The organism is Hymenobacter norwichensis DSM 15439 (assembly GCF_000420705.1).
Lineage (GTDB): Bacteria > Bacteroidota > Bacteroidia > Cytophagales > Hymenobacteraceae > Hymenobacter > Hymenobacter norwichensis.
Genome location: NZ_ATVL01000008.1, coordinates 956,552 through 981,029, shown reverse-complemented (window position 1 = coordinate 981,029; position 24,478 = coordinate 956,552). Strand labels below are relative to the sequence as shown.

Annotated in this window: 17 protein-coding genes and 2 rRNA genes; 13 read left to right on the top strand and 6 right to left on the bottom strand. The window is 53.7% G+C overall.

Annotated elements, in window-relative coordinates:
- Together G536_RS0115135 and rrf are read left to right on the top strand one after the other, a co-directional pair.
- A 23S ribosomal RNA gene (locus G536_RS0115135) occupies nt 1–121 on the top strand; the annotation flags it as partial.
- 85 nt (nt 122–206) lie between these two features.
- Nucleotides 207–318 (top strand): 5S ribosomal RNA (gene rrf / locus G536_RS0115130).
- A 235-nt stretch (nt 319–553) separates the two neighbouring features.
- Here the strand turns inward: rrf and G536_RS0115125 are convergent.
- From G536_RS0115125 to G536_RS0115105, 5 genes are all read right to left on the bottom strand, one after another.
- Nucleotides 554–1,831, bottom strand: a complete 1,278-nt coding sequence (locus G536_RS0115125; RefSeq protein WP_033370137.1) for a M16 family metallopeptidase — start codon at nt 1,829–1,831, stop codon at nt 554–556.
- Nucleotides 1,832–1,841: 10 nt separating this feature from the next.
- Complete coding sequence (gene porV, locus G536_RS0115120; RefSeq protein WP_026880212.1) at nt 1,842–3,047, bottom strand: type IX secretion system outer membrane channel protein PorV; 1,206 nt, start codon at nt 3,045–3,047, stop codon at nt 1,842–1,844.
- 36 nt (nt 3,048–3,083) lie between these two features.
- Entirely contained in the window at nt 3,084–6,977 is a 3,894-nt protein-coding gene (gene porU, locus G536_RS0115115; RefSeq protein ID WP_022824449.1) for a type IX secretion system sortase PorU, read from the bottom strand.
- A gap of 138 nt (nt 6,978–7,115) precedes the next feature.
- Complete coding sequence (locus tag G536_RS0115110) at nt 7,116–7,805, bottom strand: CDP-alcohol phosphatidyltransferase family protein (protein WP_022824448.1); 690 nt, start codon at nt 7,803–7,805, stop codon at nt 7,116–7,118.
- A gap of 88 nt (nt 7,806–7,893) precedes the next feature.
- A complete protein-coding gene (locus tag G536_RS0115105; protein ID WP_022824447.1) occupies nt 7,894–8,529 on the bottom strand; it encodes an MBL fold metallo-hydrolase in 636 nt (211 codons plus the stop codon).
- Between the two features lie 145 nt (nt 8,530–8,674).
- Between G536_RS0115105 and G536_RS28125 the strand changes: the two genes are divergently transcribed.
- The 9 genes from G536_RS28125 (at nt 8,675) to ccsA (ending at nt 20,946) form a co-directional block, all read left to right on the top strand.
- The gene (locus G536_RS28125; protein ID WP_022824446.1) at nt 8,675–9,781 is read left to right on the top strand and encodes an NAD(P)/FAD-dependent oxidoreductase; all 1,107 of its coding nucleotides are present in this window, start codon (nt 8,675–8,677) and stop codon (nt 9,779–9,781) included.
- 57 nt (nt 9,782–9,838) lie between these two features.
- Nucleotides 9,839–13,168, top strand: a complete 3,330-nt coding sequence (locus G536_RS0115095) for a hypothetical protein (protein ID WP_245575835.1) — start codon at nt 9,839–9,841, stop codon at nt 13,166–13,168.
- A 164-nt stretch (nt 13,169–13,332) separates the two neighbouring features.
- Nucleotides 13,333–14,856: a T9SS type A sorting domain-containing protein gene (locus G536_RS0115090; RefSeq protein ID WP_022824444.1), complete on the top strand. Its 1,524-nt coding sequence runs from the start codon at nt 13,333–13,335 to the stop codon at nt 14,854–14,856.
- A gap of 116 nt (nt 14,857–14,972) precedes the next feature.
- Complete coding sequence (locus G536_RS0115085; protein WP_022824443.1) at nt 14,973–15,614, top strand: heme exporter protein CcmB; 642 nt, start codon at nt 14,973–14,975, stop codon at nt 15,612–15,614.
- A gap of 153 nt (nt 15,615–15,767) precedes the next feature.
- Nucleotides 15,768–16,439, top strand: coding sequence for a cytochrome c biogenesis protein (locus tag G536_RS0115080; RefSeq protein ID WP_022824442.1), 672 nt, complete (start codon nt 15,768–15,770; stop codon nt 16,437–16,439).
- A complete protein-coding gene (locus G536_RS0115075; RefSeq protein ID WP_022824441.1) occupies nt 16,420–16,677 on the top strand; it encodes a CcmD family protein in 258 nt (85 codons plus the stop codon). The genes G536_RS0115080 and G536_RS0115075 overlap by 20 nt, the downstream gene beginning before the upstream one ends.
- A 163-nt stretch (nt 16,678–16,840) precedes the next feature.
- Nucleotides 16,841–17,269 carry a cytochrome c maturation protein CcmE domain-containing protein gene (locus G536_RS0115070; RefSeq protein WP_022824440.1) on the top strand — a complete coding sequence of 143 codons (429 nt, stop codon included), beginning with the start codon at nt 16,841–16,843 and terminating at the stop codon, nt 17,267–17,269.
- 16 nt (nt 17,270–17,285) lie between these two features.
- Nucleotides 17,286–18,275 (top strand): hypothetical protein, encoded by a 990-nt coding sequence (locus G536_RS0115065; protein ID WP_169515106.1) that lies wholly within the window; start codon nt 17,286–17,288, stop codon nt 18,273–18,275.
- 70 nt (nt 18,276–18,345) lie between these two features.
- Entirely contained in the window at nt 18,346–20,946 is a 2,601-nt protein-coding gene (gene ccsA / locus G536_RS28120) for a cytochrome c biogenesis protein CcsA (RefSeq protein WP_022824438.1), read from the top strand.
- Between the two features lie 74 nt (nt 20,947–21,020).
- On the opposite strand, the gene G536_RS0115055 is transcribed toward ccsA, so the two are convergent.
- Complete coding sequence (locus G536_RS0115055; protein ID WP_022824437.1) at nt 21,021–23,003, bottom strand: T9SS type A sorting domain-containing protein; 1,983 nt, start codon at nt 23,001–23,003, stop codon at nt 21,021–21,023.
- A gap of 174 nt (nt 23,004–23,177) precedes the next feature.
- Between G536_RS0115055 and G536_RS28115 the strand changes: the two genes are divergently transcribed.
- A complete protein-coding gene (locus G536_RS28115) occupies nt 23,178–24,014 on the top strand; it encodes a Rossmann-like and DUF2520 domain-containing protein (protein WP_084708632.1) in 837 nt (278 codons plus the stop codon).
- A gap of 59 nt (nt 24,015–24,073) precedes the next feature.
- Nucleotides 24,074–24,406, top strand: coding sequence for a 2Fe-2S iron-sulfur cluster-binding protein (locus G536_RS0115045; RefSeq protein ID WP_022824435.1), 333 nt, complete (start codon nt 24,074–24,076; stop codon nt 24,404–24,406).
- Nucleotides 24,407–24,478 lie beyond the last annotated feature (72 nt).

Below are 24,478 nucleotides of genomic sequence, written 5' to 3'. Positions count from 1 at the left end.
CCTCAAGATGAGATTTCCTATATACGAAGGGTCGTCGGAGATGACGACGTAGATAGGCGGGAAGTGTAGAGCGCGAAATCGCACAGCTGACCCGTACTAATGACCCGAACGCTTCTACCAACAACGCACGCTGTACCGCTGGTTTTCTTTCTTGGCCTTGTGTCAACAACATGACGCAGTTTCGGAACACGAACTGCGACACCAGTAATGGTGGCTTTAGCCCGGGTGTTCACCTCTTCCCATTCCGAACAGAGTCGTTAAGCCCCGGAGCGCCTATGGTACTGCCTTCATCGGTGGGAGAGTCGGTCGCCGCCAACCTTACTGTATCCCACACCGCCCCTCCGGCCCCGCGCCGTCGAGGGGCGGTGTTGTTTTATAACCCACCCGGAACCATAGCTGTTTAATCAACTAGCCCAAGCTCGTGTGCGGTTGCCTTTTGAAGCTAGGAACGGGCTAAAAAGAATAAGTATAAAGGCAAGAAGCGCAAAGAGATTAACTAATTAGTCAATCTCTTTGCGCTTCTTGCCTTTATACTTATTGAGTTGTAGTTTCTCTATGGACCTACCGTTACCTCCACCATTGACTCAGGAGACAAATAGTGTTTTGCTAAGTCAAGTAATTGCTCAGACGTAGTTTGGTTTACTGTCTGAATGAAAGCAGTGTAGTAGTCTGCTGGTAAGTTAAAGAATATGATACTCTTGTATTTATCGCACTGCTCGAATACTGTACTGAGTTCATTAGCAAACTTCCCAGCCATATAGCTCTTAACTATTTGCAATTCTTTTTGAGGAATTAAATCGGTTTGTAATGCCTGAAGCTCATGATGAATTTCATGGATGGTTGCTTTGGCGCTTTCCGCGTTTACATCCGTACCAATTGCAAATGAGGTGGCATGTTCACGAGGGCCAACACTAGCGTATATGCCATAGGTGAACCCTTTGTCCTCGCGAATATTCTTCATTAAGCGGGAGCCAAAATAACCGCCCAGAACTTTGACTAATACTTGTAGCCTGTGCGCATCAGGATGGGTGAGAGAGGGCCATAAACGGCCAATGCGCAAAGAAGTTTGCAAACTATCAGCTACGACTTTGTGGTCGTAAGATGGATTGCTTGTTGGAATGAGGTTTGGGGTGCTGGTGAGTTGTTGAGAGGCTGTTGGGATAAATTGACTCAGAAGATTAACTACGGCATCTTCTTGCGACTTATTTACATCACCACACAGGAATATTTCTGCTTCGGAAAGCAGATAGGCTGCACGGTGATATGCTTCAATAGAGTTGCGTGAGACAGATAGGAATACTGACTCGTTGAATACGTTGCCATAAGGATAATCGGGGCCATACAAGTTGTGAGAAAATAACTCAGCTGCTAGATAACTGGATTTCTGGCGTTCAACACGGACATTCTGGGCGGTTCTTGTTTTAAGCTGCTCTAGTTCCGCTTCAGGGAATGTAGGCTCAGTTATGACCTCGTAAACGAGAGGGAGTAGATTGGTTAGGTGGCGCGTCAGACAGTATAGTGTGAGCGTAGCCCGATCAAATCCTTGCTCACATTCCAGCGAAGCTCCATAAAAAGCTACTTCATCGGCAATCTGGCGGGCTGTACGGGTGCGGGTGCCTTCGAGCAACATGCGAGCCGTGAGGAGCGAAACGCCAGGGCTTGGCTCATACCATTTACCCGCCTTGAAAACAGCTTGCAGACGAACAACGGGCTGTGCATAGTTGCGCATAACATGTAGGCGGGCTCCATTAGGGAGTAAAAACACGTCAGCCGCGGGCAGCGTTACGCTGGCCAGCGGCTGAACGGGAGGTGCGACTTGGCGGTCGAGCATCAGCAAGGAATTAGTTGACAGGCGTTTCGGTACCGTCGCCGAACGCCTCATCGAGTTTATTGAAGTTGAAGTGTAATGAGACACGGATTGTTTCGGCGAGAGGGTTAGCCTTGGCATTAGGCACCAAGTAGGCTCCATCAACTCCAAATACTTGGTAGCGGACCCCGAAGCCAAAGCTGAGGTATTGACGAGCACCTTTCACCGGATTCTCATAAAAGTACCCTACGCGTGCCATCAGCAAGTCGTTGTAAACGTATTCTGCGCCAGCGGATATGTTTACTTCGCGTAGTTCCTCGCGAAATCCGCCTGGGGCATCACTGAAGGAGCCTAGCGCAGCAGGTACAATACCTTTAGTACGGCGTGACTCATTCTCGGCGGCTACCCGCTGGCCGGCTGGAGTATTGTCGCTAGCAGAAACTCCCTCTTCATAGTACGGAGAAGGAACTAAGAGCTTCGCAAAATCTACTGTTAAGGTGAGCTTGTTGTAGGCATCAAGCTCACGAGTAATAGCAGTGCCAAGCTTTAAAGTAGTCGGTAAAAAGTCAGCTTGCTGAGGATTGGTATAGGTGATTTTGTTGCCAATATTAGTAATGGCGGCACCAAGCCCTAAGTTGTAATCAGATGCACCAATGGATAGATCCTTGTTGTAGTATGCTCCTAAATCAACGGCTAGCGCATTGCCAGGCTGAGAGTCACCACTCCCATCGGTTAGGTTGGAGCGAATATAGCGCGCTGTTGCGCCAACACCGAAGTTATCCGTCAGCTTTTGACCATAGCCCACACTGAAAGCATACTCTTTTGGAGTGAAGTTTTGGCCAGGGTTATTTAAGAAGTCCCGGAACTGTATTTCGCCCAAATTGAAGTACATCAACGAGGCAGAAATAGCGGAGCGGCTACCCGTTTTGGCGTAACCCGATAAATAGGCCAAGCCCATATCATCGGTGATTGACGCAAGCCAAGGCGTATAAGAAGGAGAAAAGCTGTAGCTATTGGTTACAAAACCCAACTTACCCGCATTGTGGTAGATGGAATTGGCATCAGGTGATAACGCTACTCCAGCTTCACCGAGTGCGCCAGAACGCGAATCGGGGCTGATAGTTAAGATAGGAACAGCCGTGGTAATGGTGCTAGGTGATGATTGGGCAGTTCCGAGCAATGGCAAGCCCATTAGTCCGGAAAGAAGCGCAGAACGCACGGGCAGCTTTGAAAAGGTCATACAAATAGAAGAGAATGGTGTAGGTGGAATGCTGGCTTAGTTGAGAATCACCAGCTTTTCGAACTTGGAGGTGGTTGCTTGGTCGTCGTTGGAACGTACGCTCACACGGTATATATATACCCCCCGTGCCAACTGGTCGTCATACTCGTCGCGTCCGTTCCAAGAGAGCGAGGTGTCGTTTGGACTGGCGGGCACGTGAGAGCTACTGGCAGGAATGTTGGCTTGCAAGGTGCGAACCAACCGCCCAGCAACAGTAAATATCTGCACTTGCACATCTAATTCCTGCCCGCTACGGTTGTGGTCGAAGTGGAAAGTGGTGTGTTTAGCGAAGGGATTAGGATAGTTCAACACGTGGCTTAGCGCTAGCTTATCGTCTTGCGCAGCAATGAACTCGATATCTTTAATGGAAGAGTTATTGAAGGTATCCCAGGCTTTCACGTGCAATACGTGGGGGCCAGTGGCCAAGTCCTTGAAACCGTACCGAACGTTGCCAGACTGAAAACTATCGACGTTGGCCGTATAAAAATCATTAAGAATAGTTAGGCGCGCTGGGTCGTTGTCGAGAGTTGCGGTTATTTCGTGGCCAATACCAGAGCCCGCCGTATTAATGCCGCTTTCATCAAAGAGGCGAGCAAGTAAGGTGGTGGTGGGTTTAGTGAGGCCGCCGTACACGAAAGCCGTGTTATCCATGTGCAGCGTGATTTTTGGCGGTATAGTGTCACGGTTGGCTAGTAGGATGGAGTTGCCAACAGGCACAGTACGGTAGCCATGCGCATCTATGGTGCGCACGGTGTCTTTGGCATAAAGACTAACCTTGCCTAACCCAACATTATAATTAATGTCGCGGGGAACTACGAACTGCACGGAAAACCGGCCAGCTCGTACCGTGGCCTGCCCAGAGTAAATAACGTTCTCCTGAACTTGGATGGGCTTGACAGAGTCGCCCAAAGTTGTGCCAAGCGTATTTACGGTAGTGGGCTTATCGTACACAACAACTTGTGTTGTGCCCGAAAAAGTAGCGTCTACTGCGCCCGTACTCAAACGACTATTACGAACAGAACCAGAGAGCTTTACGGTAGATAACGCCTTAAGCGTATCCATTGAGGCTCCGCTGATTGGTTTGTCATTCACCGCGTCTAGGCTCATTGCCAGATCCGGTTGAGCTAGGTGTGCGCTAGGGTCGCCGAGTAGCACATAGTTGCGGTTGATGGAATTAGTGGGTACTTGATTTTTAGAATACCGTACTGCTTCTCCAATCCGGGTGCGGGAAGGATTTGCAGTTGATAAAAGAGAATCGTAAAAAGGTATAGCAAAGGTATTGCCGTCGGCAATAGTAAGACGAGTAGTTGTGTACAATCCAATTGCTCCTCCCGCTACATCTGTAAGAGTTTGTTCACCTGCTGAGTCCTTGCTAGGGTCATCATAGTAACTAAAGTCGCAGGTGCCTGTAACCATAAAGGTTGGCCGGTTCTTGTTTTGCAAGCGCAGCACAGAGGCATGTGATACTAGCTTCTCATCAGCAAGGTCATCCGGACCACCATGGCCATTGTAGTTAATAATAAGCGAGCCTCGCTCGAAGGATTCATCTACTGCTTTCTCCGCGTCCGGCGACTTCTCGCCTGAAGTTCCATTAACCTGCCGATAAAGGTCAAGGTAGTTTTTGTTGACGTTATAAACGGGATGTTTGCTAGCAATCTGGCGAGCTAATTCTTCTCCAGCATTCACATGTAAATCATTGTCGCCATCATCGGTAACTAACGTGAAACGGTTGCGCCAATTGCCCATAGTTGCTTTGGTGTCATAAGCAATCAGCTTGTTAACTACCAATGCGGCTTGCGTAGAAGCAGCTTGTCCGCTTGGAATACGTACCGGTAAGCGCCCCACACTAATTTCCATCGTTTCACCGAGGCCATCTTCCCTCCATTCACCATCGGTATCATCTAACAGGCCATAATAGTCATCGGAGCAGAACGTTTGCTCGCCGAACCCATTAGTGCGGCGGTATATGGGAGAGAAAGATTCGCGGGACTCGTATGTAGGCACAAAGTTCTGAGACGTGATACCGTTTTTATAATTGTAGGAAGCATCACCAAAAAGCAACAGGTATTGATGACGGCTCGATTGATTACGACGATCATACACCATTTTCATCATGTCACGAATAGCGCTGACGTCCTGCCCGCCCGAGCCAAACTCATTGTATACTTGTGTGGTGGTAACCACTGCCACTTTCAGATTGTCGTGAGTGCGCCGATGGGCTGCAAGTATCTCTGCCTGCTGCAAAAACAGGGGATGGGTGACGATAACCAGATCAAGGGTGGAATTTAGGCTGGCGTGCAAGTCTTGATTGGCAACGCGCCCAAGGTTGGTTGGTTTATCGAAAGTGCCAGAAGGAGTAAAAGCCACAAACTCCCGCAATGAATCTGTGGGAGCAACAAAAGAACCGGCAGCATTTACTGAGTATGATCTGGCGTGTCGCGGATTAGTTACGTCCCATACCAGTGCACCGGCCCCATTGGCAACATTAAACTGGCTGATGCTGCCAGAGCGTAGGTTACTAAACGAGCGAAACTCGGTAGCTGAACCACTGAGTTGCAGTGGCTTCAAGGCATTCACCTCTATGTAATCTAGGTAACCTATATCAGACGCATCAGAGCCGTTATAAGTGAAGCCCACGCGCAACGCAGCAGAGGAAGAAGATGGAGCCACTGCATACGTTTGAACACTAGTGTTAGCGTATTCAGGATATTTACTGTTTGAAAGTCCAGGTAGGGCTTGAATACCTACAGAGGCTCCGTTCACAGTCACTTGAAAAGACTGTCTAGCAGATGAGGTTCCAGCCAACGAAGTTGTAACCTGCATAGTGCTACCAGGTAGCACATTGGTGATACTTGCGAGTGAAAAAACCTGTGCTGTACCACTACGAAAAGGTTCGCCTAGCCATTGGCGGCCCGACTTAGCTAGATTCACCAATTCCTTCTCGTAGAACTCTCGTTCGGTGAACTGGGAAATAGCTGGCGCATTAGCAGGACCAACAGCCGGGGCAGCCTGTACCCGGCGGCCCATACGAGGCGAGGGAGCCACCGTTACAAAATAGTAAGCGGTATCTGAATAGATGTTTTGGATGTGCTGAAAACGTTGCGCCCCAGGTACCCGCTCCCATACGTGGGGGCCACGGGCATAGAAGAGGAAATATTCGCCATTCTCGAAGGTCGGGTTATTATCGCCGGAGAAGTACACGGCATTTTCCACTAAATCGTCGGGGCGGGGAGTGCTAATGGGCTGGGGTAGTAGGCCAGTAGCATTGCCGAAAATCTGGATGCGACGAGGGTCAACGCTTTGCACATCAAGGCCTAGCAGACGTAAGGCGTCATAGTCAAGCTTAAAGATGCCGCTTTTTGGAACGCCAATCTTGTACCAGTTGCCAGTGCGTAGCACAGAGTTGTCAGCGTAGGCAATCTGTTGGCCTCGGCGCACAGTTGGAATGCCAGGAATGTAGCTGTAGTCGGCCGAAATCAGCTTTTCGAACTGGCCACTTTGAGCGTTGCGGCGTATGGCTGGCACTGTCACAAAGCTGATGGCCTGCCCACGTTCTACACCTTCGTTTACAGTAATACTAGCGGCTGGCGGCAAGGATGGGCTTTTCAATAAAGCCGCATCAGCTGCAGAAAAAGGAGCATAGGTGGTATTGCGTAGTTCACCTTCAGCAACTGTACCAGCTATCCGGAGCACGTAGCTGCCAAATAATGAGCGGCTTTGGTACTGAGCCAGCAAGAAGGTAGGCACCTTTCGTAAGGTATAGTCAGAGCCGGGTACTTGGTGGTAGCCTTCCCATTGTAAGCGAAGTGCTGCCGTCTGTCGTCCGTCTTGCGCTTGCGCTGAAAACCCTAACAACAGGCCGCAAACTACCAGCAAAGTAAAGTAGCGCATAAGGGTGTGTTCGATAAGCAGTTGGATGAAGTAGCTAACAACGGGCACTAAACAAGCTCAACCAAAATGGGGTTCATCGTCGGTTCGATGTTTTTAACTCATTAAGCCTTTGATATATTGTGAAGTGCCCTGCAAAAATCATCCCACAGCAGGCCGTATCACCGACATCACTACGTAGAGCAGTACAACCAACGGAATAGCCGTGGCTTGTAAGCCAATCAGCAGTGCTACCGCCATCAATAGAAAGATGAACTGAGTGGAATTGTCTTGCCAGCGTAAGTTCTTGAACTTCAAGGCGAATAGTGGAATTTCGGCTACCAGCAGGCCCGATAATAACACCGTCAAACCCAGCAACACCCACGGGTTGAGAATAAAGCTGGTAATGTTAAAAGAATCGTGGGCCAAGATGAGTGGAAGGGACGCTACTACCAGCGTGCAGGCCGGCGTAGGGAGCCCAATGAACGAGGTGGTTTGGCGAGTGTCGTTATTGAATTTTGCCAGCCGTAGCGCCGAAAACACCGTCACAATGAAGCCGGCGTACGGCAGCCAGGCTGGCGCATCGGCGCTGGCCTGCGTGAGCAAATCGAATAGGATGGCGCCTGGTACTACTCCAAACGACACCATATCCGCCAACGAATCCAGGTCTTTGCCGATGGGGGAGGAGGCGTGCAGGGCCCGCGCCAGCAGACCATCAGCAAAATCGAAGGCGGCAGCTAGTCCTACCAGATACGCAGCAATTTCGAGGCGGCCAGCAAAGATCTGAGTGATTGCCAAACAGCCCGAAAACAGATTCAGGCAGGTAACGGCGTTAGGAATATGGTTCTTCATACTCTGGTAAGGAAATTAAAAATCATGAATTCAGAAGTGAATACAAAGCAACGCACGCTTAAGCCAGCTGCCGTTCAAGTCATGATTTCTAATTGAGGAAAGGATTTGTGCGGCGTTCCGCTCCAATAGTGGTAGCTGGGCCATGACCGGGGTACACCGTTACTTCATCGGGGAGGGTAAGCAGTTGGGTTTGGATGCTGCTGATGAGCGTATCAAAGTCGCCGCCGGGCAAATCGGTGCGGCCGATGCTGCCCTGGAAGAGCACGTCGCCACCGATAACGGTAGCGGTAGGTGCGTGGTAGAATACAACGTGGCCGGGCGCGTGGCCGGGCGCAAAGCGTACTTCCAACTCAGTATCCCCAAAGCGCATAGGTTCTGCGGGCGTGAGAAAGCCGGTCGGCTCAGCGGGAGAATAGGCTGGGAATCCGTAGCTAGGCGCGTAAGCGGGCACCGACCGCAGAGTAGCTGCATCTGCTTCATGAATCAGGAACGGCACCTTGTAGGAGTCTAATACGAACTGATTGCCCAACACATGGTCGATGTGGCAATGCGTGTTCAGCAATAAAACCACTTCTAAGCTCTGGGCTTCAATAAAGCTGCGAAGCGCCTCCTGCTCGGCCCGGCTGTAGCAACCGGGGTCAACGATGACGCACTGGCCGGTGGCATCGTGCAGGAGGTAGGTATTTTCGGAAAAGGCGTTGAACGTGAAACCGGAAACGGTCATGCAGCAAGGAAAAAACAGAACGTAATGGAACCGGCGGGTAAGTTACGAGTCTTCTCAGTACTGCGGATTGTCTGTGGTGAGTTGCGGAGTGTTGGCTTACCAAGCTAGTGTCTCACAACCGACAACTTTTTACCTTGCCCGCCATATGGAAGAATACGATTATCTGCTGCTCGGCCATGGCATTGCCGGTGCCACGCTGGCGTGGGAGCTGCGCCGCCGAGGCCGCACGGTGCTAGTGCTCGATGCTGCCCAGCCCGATTCGGCCTCGAAAGTAGCTGCGGGTCTGATGAACCCTGTAGCTGGTAAGCGCTTTGCCCTGGCTTGGCGCGCCGATGAATTGCTGACAGCCGCCGGCACGCTATACCGCGAAATGGAACAACACTTTGGGCAGCAGTTTTTCTTTGAGTTGCCTATTTGGAAGTTGTTTTCGTCGGTAGCTGAGCAGAACACCATGTTGGCTCGTAGCGCCGACCATCCGTGGCAGGATTTTGTGGAAAACGCAGGGGCACCGCTGCCGCCCCTGCCCGGCGTACACAGCGAATTTGGAGGGCTGCACATCCGGCGCGGGGGCTACGTGCAACTGCGCGAATTACTAGCAGCACTGACCGCCGAACAACTTGCAAATGGAGGGCTGCGACATGAAACTTTCAACTGGCAGCAACTCGTTACCGACCCAAGCGGTATTACGTACGCGGGTAGCATACGAGCTCGGCATTTTGTTTGCTGTGAAGGTGCCGCGGCCATCGAAAATCCGTACTTTAAGTGGCTGCCTCTCACCCCTAACCAGGGCGAGGTGCTGGACGTGGAGTGCCAAGGGCTTGCAGAAGCGCAGGTGCTCAACAAAGGAGCCTACGTGGTACCGCTCGGCAACGGGCAGTTCCGGGTAGGTGCTACGTACCGCTGGCCGCCGTTTGCTGCGGGCACTACGCCCGAAGCCCGCCTCGAGCTAAGCGGGCGGCTGGCGGCTACCACGTCGTTGCCGTTTGAGGTGCGGGTGCAGCGGGCGGGTGTACGACCCGCGGTGCGCGACCGGAAACCGCTGCTAGGGCGGCATCCGGAAGTACCTGTGTTGAGTATATTTAACGGCTTCGGCTCGAAGGGCGTAATGCTGGCTCCCCGGCTGGCCGCCCTGCTCGCCGACCATCTTGAAAATACGGACCTTGAGTTATGGCCCGAAGTCAATATTAAGCGCTACCAAGCGTTGTACCAGGCGACTCCCACTCAGGTGGGTGCCGCAGGATTTTCCTCCTAAGAGTATGACGGCCTGCGCTTGACGTGGGGCCGCCTTTTGTTTACCGCATTCTTGGCTATGAAGCATCTATTCTTTTCGCGGTGGTTCCGGAGGTCGGACCGCCAACCCATGGCAGGAGCCATCTTGATAGGACTGCTGACGCTGCTGGCCGGTAGCCAGGTGCGGGCACAGTCGGCGCAGGAAGAGTTTGGGCGGGTCCGGATTCAATACAAGAATTTCGACTGGCAGCTACTCAATACGCAAAATTTCAACGTGTATTACTACGGCGGTGGCGACGTGAGTGCCCGCCGGGCCGCCGACTACGCCGAGAAAGAGTTGCAGCGCATCACGGCGCTAGTGGGGTACTATCCCTACTCGAAAACCACCATTATGCTTTATAATTCGGTGGGCGACCTGCGGCAGAGCAACATTGGGCTGGATGCCGACAAGTACCAGACCGGAGGCGAAACGGACCTACTGCGCATGAGCAAGGTTCAGATTGCCTTCACTGGCCAGCAAACCCAGTTCAAGCGCGACCTGAGCTTCCAGATTACGCGGGTGCTGCTCAACGACATGATGTACGGCGGCTCGCTGAAAGAGGTGATTCAAAGCACCTACCTGCTGCAACTACCCGACTGGTTTGTGAATGGGGCCTCGGCCTACGCCGCCGAAGGCTGGAGCGTGGACATGGACGACTACATGCGCGACATGACCCAGGAATACCAGGGCAACCGCGCCGCGCCATTTTTCGGTCGTAATCCTCAACTAGCGGGACAGAGCCTCTGGAACTACATTGCGGAGCGCTACGGCTACACCACCATCCAGAATATTTTGAACCTGACGCGCATCACGCGCGACGTGGAGGTGGGCATCAGCTCGTCGTTGAACGTGCCGTACAAGGTGTTTCAGAAAGACTGGCTGGCGTACTATCGTCAGCTGAATGCCCAACCACAAACGCCCTTCACCGAGCCTGACGACAAAGTAGCCATTACCAACAGCAACCGTAAGAATATTCAGTATTCGCAGTCAGTGATGAGCCCCAATGGGCAGCAGCTGGCTTACGTGAGTAACGACCGGGGCCGTTACCGGGTGCTGGTAGTGAACCGCGACGGTTCGGGCCGGCGCACGGTGCATCGGGGCGGCTACAAAACTCCTGGCCAGCAAGTGGAAACCCGCCTGCCGGTACTGGCGTGGCGTGGCAACAACCAAGTGGCCGTAGCCGAAATGACCAAAGGCAAGATGAGCTTGCGGCTGCGGCCTGCTGATGGTGGCGCGGCTGGTTTGCTGTCTAGAATAGGGGAGGCGCTACCGTTTATCGGCGAAAAAGGCTCTACTATCTTCGAGCCCTTCCAGCAGATTCTGGATTTAAGCTACTCGCCCGATGGCAAATCATTGGTATTTAGCGGGGTGCAGAACGGCCAAGGCGACCTATACGTGCTGCGGGCCGGTAGCCGCCGCCCCGAAAAGCTCACCAACGACGTGTTCGATGATGTGCAGCCGGTGTTCTTGCCTAATGGTAACGGTATTGTGTTCAGCTCCAACCGCTGGTTGGATTCGGCAGGTACCGCTCGGGGTAGCTTTGGGGCCGTAGTCAACAACTACGACCTGTTCATGTACCACTTAGATGGTCGTACCCAACCTGTAGAGTCGCTGGTGAGCACCATTTCCAACGAGGGCCGGCCGCGCGCTATTTCCGACGATGAAATTGTGTATTTGGGCGAAGAAAGCGGCATCCGGAGTGCGTATCGTTACTCATTGCGCACTCGTCAGCGTACTGCGCTAACTAGCTTCGGAGCCAACCTCAAGGATTTCGACTATAATGCCACCACCGGAACGCTAGGCTTCATTGCCGCCAACCGGGCCCGCGACTTCGTATATCTGTATCCTACGTATTCGGCGCCCGAAAACCTGGTGCTGAACAAAACGGCGCGCCAGGAAACGCTCGAAGACCGGTCGAAGCCGGCTGTAGCGGCAGTTCCCAAACCCGTACCAACGCCCGAGCCGACAACAGTTCCGCAAGCCACCACCCCCGACGGTACGAGCAACACCGAGCCAGCGCAGCAGCCAGCCAAACCAGCTAGCACTGCCAGCCAACCCATCAACACCAGTGACTATCAGTTTGATGAAGACTTGCCGGCCAGCCGCGCTACCACCAAACGCTCTTCGCGTACGGCAACGGCGGGTACCACGGTAGCAGCTCCGCAAGCAGCCCCCGCCGTGTTGGCTAGCACGCCCGCGCCAGCTGGTCCGTACCGCTACGACAACCGTTTCAGCATCGATAATGTAGTGTCGTCGTTGGCCGCCGACCCGCTACTGGGCTTTGGTTTGGTAGGGCAGGTGAACATGTCGGACTTGTTTGAGGATCAGCGCATTAGAGCCGGTATATTTCTGCTCACCGATTTGCGCACCAGCAAGATTTTTGCAGAGTATACCAATCTGAAGCACCGCTACGACTGGAGCATCCGCTACGACAAGCAGGCCTATTTCTTCGATAATATTCAGGGGGTAAACGGCCGGGTACGCTACGGCCGGCACGAAATTTCGCCTACCATTGCTTATCCGCTCACGCATAGCCTAAGCGTGCGGGTAGGGCCGCGGTTCGTTAACGTGTCAAGCAACAAGTTCACGGAGCTGTCAGGTAACACCGACATTAACCGTAACTACTTGGGTATGAATGGTGAGTTGGTGTTCGATAACTCCATCACTACGGGGGTGAACATGCGCGAAGGCACCCGAATGAAAATCGGTTTGCTGCAACTCAACGGCTTAAATAGTACCGGGCAGGATTTCGGAAAAATATACGTTGACCTGCGCCACTACCAGAAAGTGCACCGTCAGATTATCTGGGCTAATCGGGCCAGTTATGGGCAATACTTTGGCAGTTCACCGCAGTTTTTCCGGTTGGGCGGCATGGACAACTGGCTGTTCAACGTAGACTACGAGGGCAGCCAGATTGTTAATCCAAACCCAGATCCGGCCGAAATATTCTATCAGCAGTTTGCTACCAACCTGCGGGGATTCAACTACAGCAAGCGCATAGGCCCGCGTTATGTGCTGTTCAACTCCGAGTTGAGAATTCCGATTGTGCAGTACCTCTCGCGGAATCCTATCTACTCAGGCTTCTTCCGCAACTTACAGCTAACAGCCTTCGGTGATGCCGGTACAGCCTATTCTGGCAATAACCCATTCAACGAGAACAACTCGTACAATACGCAGATAAACCGGCTGCCTGGTAATGCCTTCTCGGCTACCGTTATCAACTTCCGTAACCCCTTCCTGATTGGTTATGGCTTCGGGATACGCTCCACTTTGTTGGGTTTCTATGGCAAGGCTGACATAGCCTGGGGGCAGGAAGACTACTCCCAGATCGGACCGAAGCTCTACTTCACGCTGGGGTACGATTTCTAGGATAAGTGAAGCCGCATCACTGCAAAACAAAAGCCACCCAGACAACCTGGGTGGCTTTTTTACGTGGTAGCTAGTTTGCAGTGCCATGCCGAGCTAACGGTTGTGTTACCGCGCAACAGCTTTCATTCCTAAATCACTAGTTGTCACCCTTACCTCACTACCTTATGAAAAAGCGTGTACTCTTGCTTTCGTTGATGATTTGCTTGTTGATTTTCAGTTCAGTACAGGCGCAGTTTAGCACGCCGGGTACCAGCCAGCGCTACACGCTAGCGCAGTTGGCCACGCTATCCGGGGGGTACGTCACGCAGGTTGGCGGCGTGTGGCTTATTAATGACACCATTCGGCTGGCTGCCACCGATACGCTACGCATTACCACCAACGAAACCATCCGGGTAGCCGACCGGGCGCTGCTTAGCATTGATGGTGTGTTGCGCATCACCCCGCCCGATTCGGTGGTGTTTACGGCCCAGAATGTTGCGCAGCCTTGGCTGGGAATGCAGCTGAGTGCCACCAGCGGCGGCTCGGTGTTGCGGCGCACGGTAGTTGAGCGAAGCGGCGGCGTGCGGGTGGTAGATGCCACCGTGGAACTGACTGACTGCGCGTTCCGGAACAACTTAGCTACGGTAGGCGGACGCCTGACCAACAGCGGGGCGCTAGCCTTGTCGGGCAACCGGGCGCTGGTGCAGCGGTGCCGCTTTGTGCGCAATGCCCGCGCCGGCATCAACTCGCCCTCCAACCGACCAACTTCCCCGGTAATTGAAGACTGCGTTTTCTGGCACAACGACACCGAAAACGGCAACTATCCGCAAATCAACTTGGGCACCGGCAACCCACTCTTCCCCATCCGGATTGAGCGGTGTGCGGTGGTGGGCAACCCCGCCTACAATATGGGCGGCGGTATCGGCGTCTCGAACCTGCTAGGCGGTGGGGGCGTAACGACGGCGGTGATTCGGCGGAACACGGTGCGCAACAACCGCTACGGCATTGCCGTCATTGGGAGCAGCATCAGCGCCTATGTGACGGGTAACCTGGTGGAAAACAATAATACAAACCCCAATGCCCAAACCGGCGGCAGCGGCCTCAACTTCCAGGGCAACCAAACCCAAACCGGCGTGGTGTCGCGCAATGTGGTAACTGGCAACCTATGGGGCGTTACGCTGGTACGCTCGGGTACGGCGGGTGGTCCGGCCATCAGCTTCGGCAACCTCAGCAGCACCGATACCATCGACGTAGGTTTGAACCGCTTCACCGGCAACGGTAACGGGGGGCAGGTATACGACTTCTACAACAACGGCCCCGACGCTGTGAAAGCTGAAAACAACGATTGGGGCTCGGCCACGGCCAACATTATCGAAACGCACATCTACCACCAGCCCGACCAAGCCACACTGGGCGTAGTTGACTTTCAGCCGTTCCGCCTACCGCTGAGTGTGCGTGCCCGCACCCCGCTTTTGAGCACGGAGGCCTACCCCAACCCAACTCGTGCCGCCGTAGCATTCCGGCTGGCGAGCACCGCGCCCGTGCAGGTACGCCTGTACGACGCCACCGGCCGCCTCGTACTTAGCCAGATGCTGCGCCCCCAGAACGGAGAAGTGCAGCTAAGCACTCAGGCATTGCAAATGGGCTTGTATAGCTACCAACTCATGCAGGAAGCCGCCGTGGGTACCGGCCGGCTGGTAGTGAAATAGACCCACCGCGGCAACTAACTACCCCAAGCCTGCTAATCCGGGAGTTGGGTTGTATCTTTGCGGTCCTGTTCACCAGCCGTACTGCCGTGTTGCTCGTTCGAGAGATTTGGTATTTGATGCTCAAGGACTTCCGTCTGGAATGGCGGCAGCGTGCAGCACTCAACGGCATGCTGCTCTATGTAGGTAGCACGGTATTCGTGTGCTTTTTGAGCTTCTCACTGAAAGGTGGTACGCCCCCCGCACCAGCATGGAATGCCCTGTTCTGGATTATCCTGCTGTTCTCGGCTGTGAATGCCGTGGCCAAGGGTTTTCTGCAGGAAAGCCGGGGCCGCATGCTCTACTATTACACGCTGGTACCGCCCCAAGCCGTGATTCTGGCTAAAATTGCCTACAACGCTTTGCTGCTGCTGGGGCTGGCTATGGTGGGCCTCGGGCTATATATGGTGGTGCTCGGCAACCCCGTGCAGGACCCTATACTCTTCGTGGGCAATGTAGCCTTGGGGGCGCTGGGCTTTGCTTCCACGCTCACGCTGGTATCAGGCATTGCGGCCAAGGCCACTAATAGCAACACGCTGATGGTAGTGCTGGGCTTTCCGCTCATGATTCCGATGCTGCTGCTCCTTATCAAGGTATCGAAAAATGCTTTGGACGGCCTCGAATTTGAAGCCAGCCAGAGTTCCTTGCTCACCTTACTGGCCCTGAACCTGATTGTTGGGGCCGTGTCGTATCTGCTGTTTCCTTTTTTATGGCGCAGCTGATGATAGAAGTTAGCAGGTGGAAGCTAGGAGCCAGAAGAAAAAACTTTTCTGGTTTCGTAGCACAACCTGCCTTGTACACTTGTTATCAACCAGCCAGAATCGGGCGTGAATTTTTCTGGATTCTAGCTCCTAACTCCTAGCTCCCGGCTCCTTATGAAAAATAATTGGTGGAAAGGCTTAGCGGTAGTGTTGTTGCTTTACACGGCAGTAGCTGGGTTTCTGCTGCCAGTACCGCGGCTGCATATACTCAATGAAACCATCCGCAACTTGTATTTCCACGTGCCTATGTGGTTCGGAATGACTTTCATTCTGATTGCTTCAGTGTATTACTCCATACGCTACTTACGCACCCCTACGCCTCAACTGGATATTCTGTCGCATGAAGCCGCTAAAACCGGAATTCTAATGGGTTGCGTGGGACTGGCAACTGGCAGTATATGGGCGCGCTATGCGTGGGGTGCTTGGTGGACCAACGACCCCAAGCTGAACGGTGCGGCCATTGCTATGCTTATCTATGGTGCTTATCTGGTGTTGCGCTCCTCGTTTACCGACGAGCAGCAGCGGGCTCGGGTATCGGCCATCTACAACATCTTCGCTTTTGCTACGGCTATGCCGCTGTTCTACATTCTGCCCCGCCTCACTGATTCGTTGCACCCTGGCGCGGGCGGTAATCCGGCTTTCGCCAAATACGACCTCGACGACAATATGCGGCTGGTATTCTACCCAGCCGTTATCGGCTGGACTTTGCTAGCATTTTGGCTGGCCCAAGTTGCCAGTCGCATTGCTACTCTTAAACTGAAAGTGTATGAAAAACAGCTTGTCTGATAAAAGGCTGAAAGCTCAGTTAGGCCGCTTTGCGCTGTTGTTGCTGGCGTTGTTGCTACCCGCTTTGCAAGCTGCGGCTCAAACTGCCGACACACCCGAAATGGCCGATGCTCTGCGTAGCAGCGGCAAGATTTACGTGGTAGTAGCCGTGGTAACGGTAGTATTGGCTGGCTTGCTGGCGTTCCTTGTGTCGTTGGACCGGAAAGTGAGCCGGTTAGAGCGGGAACTGAAAGACTAGCTAGATACTAGATAGCTGAGTGATAAAGTTGCAGCGTGACTGATTCTTCAGAACACACTCATTTGCTCAGCTATTCAGTTGCCCATCAAGGACCCTTCTGTAGATTTCCTTTGTTACAATGTACCCTTAGCTCGGGCTTGAGCTGTTCTGTTTTACGCAAGACATGAAAAAAGCACACATTCTGGCTATTGCCGTCATTGCCATAGCCATCGGTATCATCATGAGTGCCGCCGGAGATGCCAGCGTCTACGTGTCGTTCAATGAGGCCAAGGAGCGGGCCACTGAAGGTAACCTAACGAAGGTGCACGTAGTAGGCCGGCTCCCACGTGACGGCCAGAAGAACATTCTGGGTCTGGAATACAACCCAGTGCTCGACCCTAACTACTTCGCTTTTACGCTGGTAGATACCAACAGGGTTGCGCAGCGCTGCGTGTATTTCAATCCTAAGCCGCAAGATTTCGACAAGTCGGAGCAGGTGGTAATTACGGGTGCTATGCGTAACAACATATTCGTAGCCGACAAAATCCTGCTCAAGTGCCCATCGAAATACGTGGAGAAAGACCTAGAGGGAGCCACTGCTGGAATTAATTAGTAAGCAAGAAGTAGGAATGAGGAATGATAGGCTGAAATCGTGGCTAACTGATGCGCCGTTGCGCTTCTGGCTTCGCGTTTTTGCTATCCAACTGCTCATTTCCAACTATTCATTACTAACGGCTCAGGCTCAGGTTCCAAACGACGACATCGAACACCGCAAGGTGTTGCAGCTCAACCAAGCCGTTCAATCTTCTACCACCGACTGCACCGTGCAGTGGACGGCTGTAGATGAAAAGCTCACCGGCAAGTGCATCGAGTACCACAATGACCAGTGGTTTGAGTTCACGCCCCGCGCTGCTGGCCGCTACTACGTGAACATCGGCGGGCAGCAGTGCCATGATACGCGTGGGGTACAGTTAGTAGTGCTTACTGGCACGCCCGGCCAGCCAGCCACTTACCAGGTGCTTTCCTGCATTTCACTTGGTAGCCAGGAGGATGTATTCGTGACGCTGGAAAACCTGAAGGCGGGGCAGCCTTGTCTGTTGGATGTTGATGGCTACCTCAAAGATTTTTGTGGGTTCAATATAGCCGTAAGTTCTGTGCCGCGGGGTATGCCAGCTATGGCGTTGCCTCCCTTAGCTACCGTAATACCAAGCGAAAAAAAGCTCTTTACGCTGCGCTGGACTCTGCCCGACTCCCTGGGAACCGTAACACAGTTTCGGGTGCTGCGGCGTGAGGCAGCGGCGTTCCGGGCTACTTCCCGTGCAACGGTGGCCGTAGCCCGCACGACATTTGGTAGTTCCAATACCGAGTACTCCTGGACTGATACCCTGGCCATTCCCGGCCGCTATTTGTACCAAGTAGTAGCCGAAGCCTCCGACCATACTACGCCCACAATGGTGCAGCAGCAATGGTATGCTTTCAGCCAGATCATGCCGAACGAGAATTACTTTTCCGGTGCGGCAGCTGCGGCCGCCAAGCAAGCAACCAAAGCGCAACAGAGTTGGGAGCGGCGCAGCCACCGGGCCCGCATGAAACGCCTAGCAAATTTGCGGCGACAATAACCTTTAAACACGTTCGGGTCGGCTAGTTACTAACGCAGCAAGTCAGCCTTTCTCTTATAGTACCTTTGCTATGCTCAACACTTTCATTGGCGACACTGGGCACCTGAGTGTCATCGTGGCTTTCGTGGCAGCCACGGTGGCTGCGTACTCCTACTACATGGCGGCTCGCAACCAGCCGCTGGGGCAGTCGGATGCCAGCTGGTTACGCATTGGCCGGAGCGCATTTATAGTGCACGGCGTGGCCGTAGTGGCCGTAATTGTCTGCTTGTTCGGTATCATCCACGGGCACCGCTACGAGTATTACTACGCCTGGAGCCACTCCAGCAACCACTTGCCGGTGTACTACATGATTTCCTGTTTCTGGGAAGGGCAGGAGGGTAGCTTCCTGCTTTGGATATTCTGGCATGTAGTCCTGGGCTTCATCATCATGCGCTGGAATAAGCTCTGGGAAGCCCCCGTTATGGCCGTGTTTGCGGGCGTGCAACTGTTCCTCACCTCCATGATTTTGGGTGTGGTGCTGGGTGGCGTGAAAGTCGGTTCGTCGCCGTTCATTTTGCTGCGCGACTTTCTGGATATCCCGGTGTTCAAGATGAACCCCGATTTCGTGCCTAAAGATGGAACCGGCCTCAATGCCCTGCTTCAGAACTACTGGATGGTGATTCACCCACCCACGCTGTTCCTGGGCTTTGCCCTCACATTGGTTCCGTTTGCTTTTGCCGTGGCGGCCCTCTGGAAAGGTGAATTCACCAAGTGGGTGAAGCCGGCCTTGCGCTGGTCGTTGGTGGGTGGCTTGGTGCTGGGTGTAGGCGTGATGATGGGCGCTTACTGGGCCTACGAAACGCTGAACTTCGGCGGCTACTGGAACTGGGACCCGGTGGAAAATGCCGTGTACATTCCGTGGCTGGTGCTAGTGGCCGGCATTCATACGCTGGTACTCTGGAAACAGCGCCGCACGGCCTTGCGCACCTCGTTCGTGCTGGTGGTAGCCACCTTCCTGCTAATTCTGTACGCCACCTTCCTGACCCGGAGCGGTGTGCTCGGCAACGCCTCCGTCCACTCCTTCACCGACTTAGGGTTGTCGGGGCAGCTCATGATTTATCTGGGGGCCTTCGTGGTGTTGGCCATTGCCTTGCTGGTAAAGCGCTGGAAGCATATTCCGGTTTCCGAGAAAGAGCTGACCACCTACAACCCCGAACTGTGGGTATTCGTGGGCGCGACGGTGCTGTGCCTGGGCGCGTTCCAGGTGCTGGTAACCACCAGTATTCCGGTATATAACGCATTCCTGGGCTTCATCGGCATCAAATCCAACCTGGCCCTACCTGCCGACCAGATTGCGCACTACACCAAAATTCAGCTGTGGATGGGCGTAGGCGTGGCCTTGTTATCTGGCTTGGCCCAGCTGATGTGGTGGCAGCGCAACGACAAGAAAACCCTGGTTGAGTCTCTTACCAATCCGGGGGCATTGGCTTTGTTGGGTGCAGCGTTGGTCATCCTGCTGCTACGCCGCAGCAACCTCGAAATTTCGGCCACTTACATTGTACTCCTAACGGCCGGCCTGTTTGGCTTGCTGGCTAACCTGGGCGTGGTGCTGAAGATGCTGCTGCGCCGGGTACAGCTGTCGGGCGGGGGCGTAGCGCACTTAGGCATTGCGCTGATGCTGCTCGGTATTCTGGGTTCGGCCGGCTATTCCAACATTGTGTCCAAGAATATGTCGGGCATGGTGTACTCCAAGGAGTTCGGCGAGGAAATGAACCGCGACAACGTGTTGCTGTGGCGCAACGACACCGCCCCCATGGGCGAGTACGACGTGACGTACACCGGCCAGTATTTCGACGTGCCCGGCTTGCCTGACTACGTGAATAAAGACCTGCTTTTCCGCCTCGAAGACGAGTACAAAGCCCTGGCCCGCGGTACCATCAAGCAAGGCGAGAAAGTGTACTACAAGCCCGGCGATACGGTAAACATTCTGCCCGAAAACACTTACTACCGCGTCGAATACAAAAACCGGAAAAGTGGTGAGGCCTTCACCTTGTACCCACGGGCCCAAGAAAACGAGGAAATGGGCGGTCTGCTGGCTTCTCCCGACATCAAGCGTTTTGCCACGCACGACATCTACTCCCACGTAAATGCCGTGCCGCCGATGAAGGAGAAGGATTGGAGCGAGTTGAAAGAGTATCAGCTGGCTGTCGGTGACACCATCTTCCTGAACGACTATTTTGCTGTGTTCCGCGCCATTGAGCCCGCTCAGCAAACAGCTGGCCTCGGCCTCAACAAAGGCGATTTGGCTATTCAGGCCGACGTAGTGGTGTTTGGTGAGAAGCAGCGGCAATACCATGTGCACCCCGTTTTCGTGGTGCGTAACCGCCTCATCGGCCGCGTGCCTGATGAAATCGAAGACCTTGGCTTGCGTCTGAGCTTGAATGCTGTTGACCCCACCAAAGGCAAATTCACCTTCGGCGTCAGCACCACTCAGAAAGACTACATCATCCTCAAGGCAATCGAGAAGCCCTTCATCAACCTGCTCTGGAGCGGAACGTTACTAATGGCTGTTGGCTTCGGCTTGGCCCTGCGTGAGCGGAAAACCAAGAAGCAGCCTGCCGCGGTGGCTACCCCGCAGCCCGTTCCAACCCGGTCTGTCACCAAGCCCCGTCCCGCCCAGCGCGTAGCATAGCAACCCAAAAAGCAAAGCACAAAAAAGGGCAGCCAAATGGCTGCCCTTTTTGCGTAACAGAAGTTCCAGTAAGCTTACTTGGTAAGCACCAGCTGGCGGGAGGTGAACTCGCTACCAGTCTGTACTTTCAGCGTGTAAATACCGTTAGCTAAGCTCGACAAGTTTACTTCGTTAAGAAAGTTGTCTTTCAGGCTGTTGGTGTATACCGTCTGGCCGAGTGTGTTTACTACGCTTACGTTCAGTGCACCTTTCGCACTAGCACCACGCACGTCCACTTTCACCACACCATTGCTAGGGTTAGGGTACATAGTAACCGCCTTAGACAGAGCAGGGCTGTTCGTGTTCAGCACACGGCTGCTGAAGCCGGCTTCAATTGCCAGACGAGCTGGAAATTGGGTTCCTATATCAACCCAACTACCGCTAACCTGTGCGTAGAACGTACCGGCGCGCAACGGCTGCTCTTGCTGATAGCCTACGGCAGAACCCCCGGTAACCTCTTTCACCCCAACAAAGAAAGTCCCGTTTACCGAAATAGTACCCGTAACCGGAACCGTTACTACACCGGCAGTGGTCGGCCGGGTTTGGGTGGTAGAGGTGAAGAGAGTGGTACCCGGTAGGCCAGCACTGTTAGCACCCAGTACCACTACCTGATAAGTGGATGGGTTGGGGTTGTCCGGAAAATTAATCCGCACTTCTCCCACAGTTGCCTGTGAGGCCGCCGTGTATTTAACTGCCAGGATACCATCTGGCGTGGTGCTGCTCACCGACAAAGCGTTGGTAACCGGCTGATTTTGTTCAATATACGAGATGTTGTTAGCCGTTACAGCCTGCGTGAAAGTCTGAGCGTTGTTAGTGGCCTGGCCGTCACTGGCGGCGGCGGCTGTTACCGTCAGGGTATTGTTGCCTACGGTAGTAGGAGTGTAGGCTGAGAAAGTCACAGTAGCCGAGGCCCCTACTGCCAGGCTGGGGATAAGCTTCACATCGGTGAACGTGGTAGCTCCCGTCACGCCCAGGGTTACTGGCACGCCGGTAAGAGCCGTAGTACCAAGGTTAGTTACCACCGCCTGCACAACCTGGGGTGCGCTAACCGGTGCTTTGCCCACAGAATAAATAACCTGCGTGGCAGCGTCAACAGCTGGTGCCAACCGGAAACGGTAGGTGCGGCCGGCATCGGGCAATACGCTGTTATCGGCGTCGAAAGTGGATATATAAACCGAAGAACCGTCTGTGAAGGTGTTGGCAAACGTAGTGGCACTCCACGGATCAGTATCCTCCTTACGCAGCAGGCTAACTTCGCTCAGGCTGGCCAGCGTAATTTGCGCCGGTAGCGCATTGGCTTTCAAGCCAGCACGGAATGGCTGATAGTCAGCAGCGGAAGTGGTAGCAGTCCAGACTCCGTACACGAACTCTATGTTGCTGCTGCTTTCATACAGCTTCACCTGAAACTGCATGGTGGCAAACTGTGGAGGCACCGACCCACCCGTGAAAGGCGTAGCCTTATCCCGCAAGTTTTTAAACTGGATAGTGCATACGCGGTTAGGCGCAGTACCAGTGGTTGCCATCCGAAACTCAGTGGGGTTGGCAGTTTGGTCGGCAGCACCCTGCAAATCCACTCCGGAAGCCGGCGCAATGATGTTGGCATCAGTGGCGTTGATCAACGGCCGCAAATCGTTGGCCAGCGTGGGAGCTACGGCGCCCAGTTTGATAAAGCCGTTGGTGTTGAGCACAAACTGGGTAAAGGCAACCCCATTGTAGTTGAAGGTAAAGCCAATGTTTTGGGCGGCCGAGCTGGCATCATCGAGGTTGGCAGTTGTAATAGCCGTGCCTGTGGTACCCAGGTCGGTGTAGGTTCCTGCTACATTCTGGCCCTGGCCGGAGGTATAGCCGATGGCGGTGGTGCGGCTGGCCGTTGGCTGCCCAGCCTGGATGTAGTCTACGCTGGGCGTAATTGGTTGCTGGTTACGCAGCCGGGTTTGCCCCTGGGCAGTAGCCGCGCTGGCTGCCAGAACAGCCGCAAATGCTAGTTTCTGCCAAGATGCAGTGTACAAATTTTGCATAAAGAAAAAGGTGGAAGGGTGAAGTGAAAACAAGTAAATATGCGTGTGAAGGAATATTTGGGTGATACTCCTGCGCCCCAAGTTGCTTATTTTTCTTGTGAACTTGCCAAGATGAAATCATCATTCTTGTTGGGTTAATGCATTTTTGCGCGCTGCTGTTCTTTAATTTGTACCATGATGATACCTCAGCCGCGCCCATCGCGCATTATTCTGCTGGGCGCGGGGCGAGTAGCCAGCCAACTGGCAACGGTTTTGGTGCAGGCTGGGCATCAAGTGCCGTATATCTGGAGCCGTACCTCCGCTTCAGCTACTGCTTTAGCAGCTCAACTTCCCAGCACCCACGTACTAACTAGCCTAAACCTGACTGCTATACCGCCCGCCGACGTGTATCTGCTGGCCGTGCCCGATACGGCTGTGCCCGAGGTGCTGGCGCAAGCACAGTTTCCAACGGGAGCATTGGTAGCACATACGTCGGGTACGGTTCCATTAAAAGTTTTTGCTGGGCTGGCTAGCATCCGGGGGGGTATATTCTACCCACTCCAAACTTTTAGCATGGGCCGAAATGTAGACTGGCGCACCGTCCCGTTGTGTATTGAGGCCGCAGACGCAGAAAGCGAAGCTACGTTGCTGGCATTAGCTGGTACGCTCAGTGAGCAAGCCCAACTCGTGGCTACCCCGCAGCGGCAGGCCATACATATTGCCGCTGTATTTGCCTGCAACTTCACCAATCACCTGTTCGGCATCAGCCACGCGCTGCTACAAGAGCAGCAACTGCCGCTACATCTACTAGCGCCGTTGCTACACGAAACAGTAGAAAAAGCCTTGGCATTTCCACCATTTACAGTGCAAACCGGTCCCGCTGCCCGACACGATACGCCTACGCTAGCCCGTCACCAGACTGCACTAGTAAACCATCCGGGCTGGTTGGAATTGTATAACGCCTTGACAGACAGCATTCAGTTGCAACAAGCCAAGCTAAGTGGAAACATTGAGGAAGCCTCAGAGCTTTGAATCGGGAGCAGGGGTGCGTACCTTTGTGCCCTCATTTTGCCTCGCCTGAAGATTCCCTTGTGAAAGCTGTCAATATTACCTTCCAATTCCAGGACGGCCAGCCCGCCCAGACGCACGTTGCCGCAGAAGGCGAATCGGTTCTGGACGTAGCCCTCAACAATGGCATTCAGCTTCAGCACAACTGCGGTGGTGTTTGCGGCTGTAGCACCTGCCACGTGTATGTGTTGCAAGGAGAAAACGAGCTGCCCGAAATCAGTGACAAAGAAGAAGATTTCATCGACCGGGCCGTAAATCCACGCATCAACTCGCGCTTGGGTTGCCAGTGTGTAGTGCAAGCTTCCACGCAGGATCTGGTTATCCTTATTCCAGCACAGGAGTTTCTGGGACACTAATTTCAATGAGTGAATTGTTGGATAGTTGATCGTACCGCGAGCTACTCGTACGACCAATAATTTAGCCATTCA

What these genes read in the sequence shown, in the direction of transcription:
- G536_RS28115 (WP_084708632.1), top strand. Translation starts at nt 23,178, where the DNA reads ATGATGATACCTCAGCCGCGCCCATCGCGCATTATTCTGCTGGGCGCG.
- porU (WP_022824449.1), bottom strand. Translation starts at nt 6,977, where the DNA reads ATGCGCTACTTTACTTTGCTGGTAGTTTGCGGCCTGTTGTTAGGGTTT.
- G536_RS0115055 (WP_022824437.1), bottom strand. Translation starts at nt 23,003, where the DNA reads ATGCAAAATTTGTACACTGCATCTTGGCAGAAACTAGCATTTGCGGCT.
- G536_RS0115085 (WP_022824443.1), top strand. Translation starts at nt 14,973, where the DNA reads ATGCTCAAGGACTTCCGTCTGGAATGGCGGCAGCGTGCAGCACTCAAC.
- G536_RS0115125 (WP_033370137.1), bottom strand. Translation starts at nt 1,831, where the DNA reads ATGCTCGACCGCCAAGTCGCACCTCCCGTTCAGCCGCTGGCCAGCGTA.
- G536_RS0115075 (WP_022824441.1), top strand. Translation starts at nt 16,420, where the DNA reads ATGAAAAACAGCTTGTCTGATAAAAGGCTGAAAGCTCAGTTAGGCCGC.
- porV (WP_026880212.1), bottom strand. Translation starts at nt 3,047, where the DNA reads ATGACCTTTTCAAAGCTGCCCGTGCGTTCTGCGCTTCTTTCCGGACTA.
- ccsA (WP_022824438.1), top strand. Translation starts at nt 18,346, where the DNA reads ATGCTCAACACTTTCATTGGCGACACTGGGCACCTGAGTGTCATCGTG.
- G536_RS0115090 (WP_022824444.1), top strand. Translation starts at nt 13,333, where the DNA reads ATGAAAAAGCGTGTACTCTTGCTTTCGTTGATGATTTGCTTGTTGATT.
- G536_RS28125 (WP_022824446.1), top strand. Translation starts at nt 8,675, where the DNA reads ATGGAAGAATACGATTATCTGCTGCTCGGCCATGGCATTGCCGGTGCC.
- G536_RS0115065 (WP_169515106.1), top strand. Translation starts at nt 17,286, where the DNA reads ATGAGGAATGATAGGCTGAAATCGTGGCTAACTGATGCGCCGTTGCGC.
- G536_RS0115070 (WP_022824440.1), top strand. Translation starts at nt 16,841, where the DNA reads ATGAAAAAAGCACACATTCTGGCTATTGCCGTCATTGCCATAGCCATC.
- G536_RS0115080 (WP_022824442.1), top strand. Translation starts at nt 15,768, where the DNA reads ATGAAAAATAATTGGTGGAAAGGCTTAGCGGTAGTGTTGTTGCTTTAC.
- G536_RS0115095 (WP_245575835.1), top strand. Translation starts at nt 9,839, where the DNA reads ATGAAGCATCTATTCTTTTCGCGGTGGTTCCGGAGGTCGGACCGCCAA.
- G536_RS0115110 (WP_022824448.1), bottom strand. Translation starts at nt 7,805, where the DNA reads ATGAAGAACCATATTCCTAACGCCGTTACCTGCCTGAATCTGTTTTCG.
- G536_RS0115105 (WP_022824447.1), bottom strand. Translation starts at nt 8,529, where the DNA reads ATGACCGTTTCCGGTTTCACGTTCAACGCCTTTTCCGAAAATACCTAC.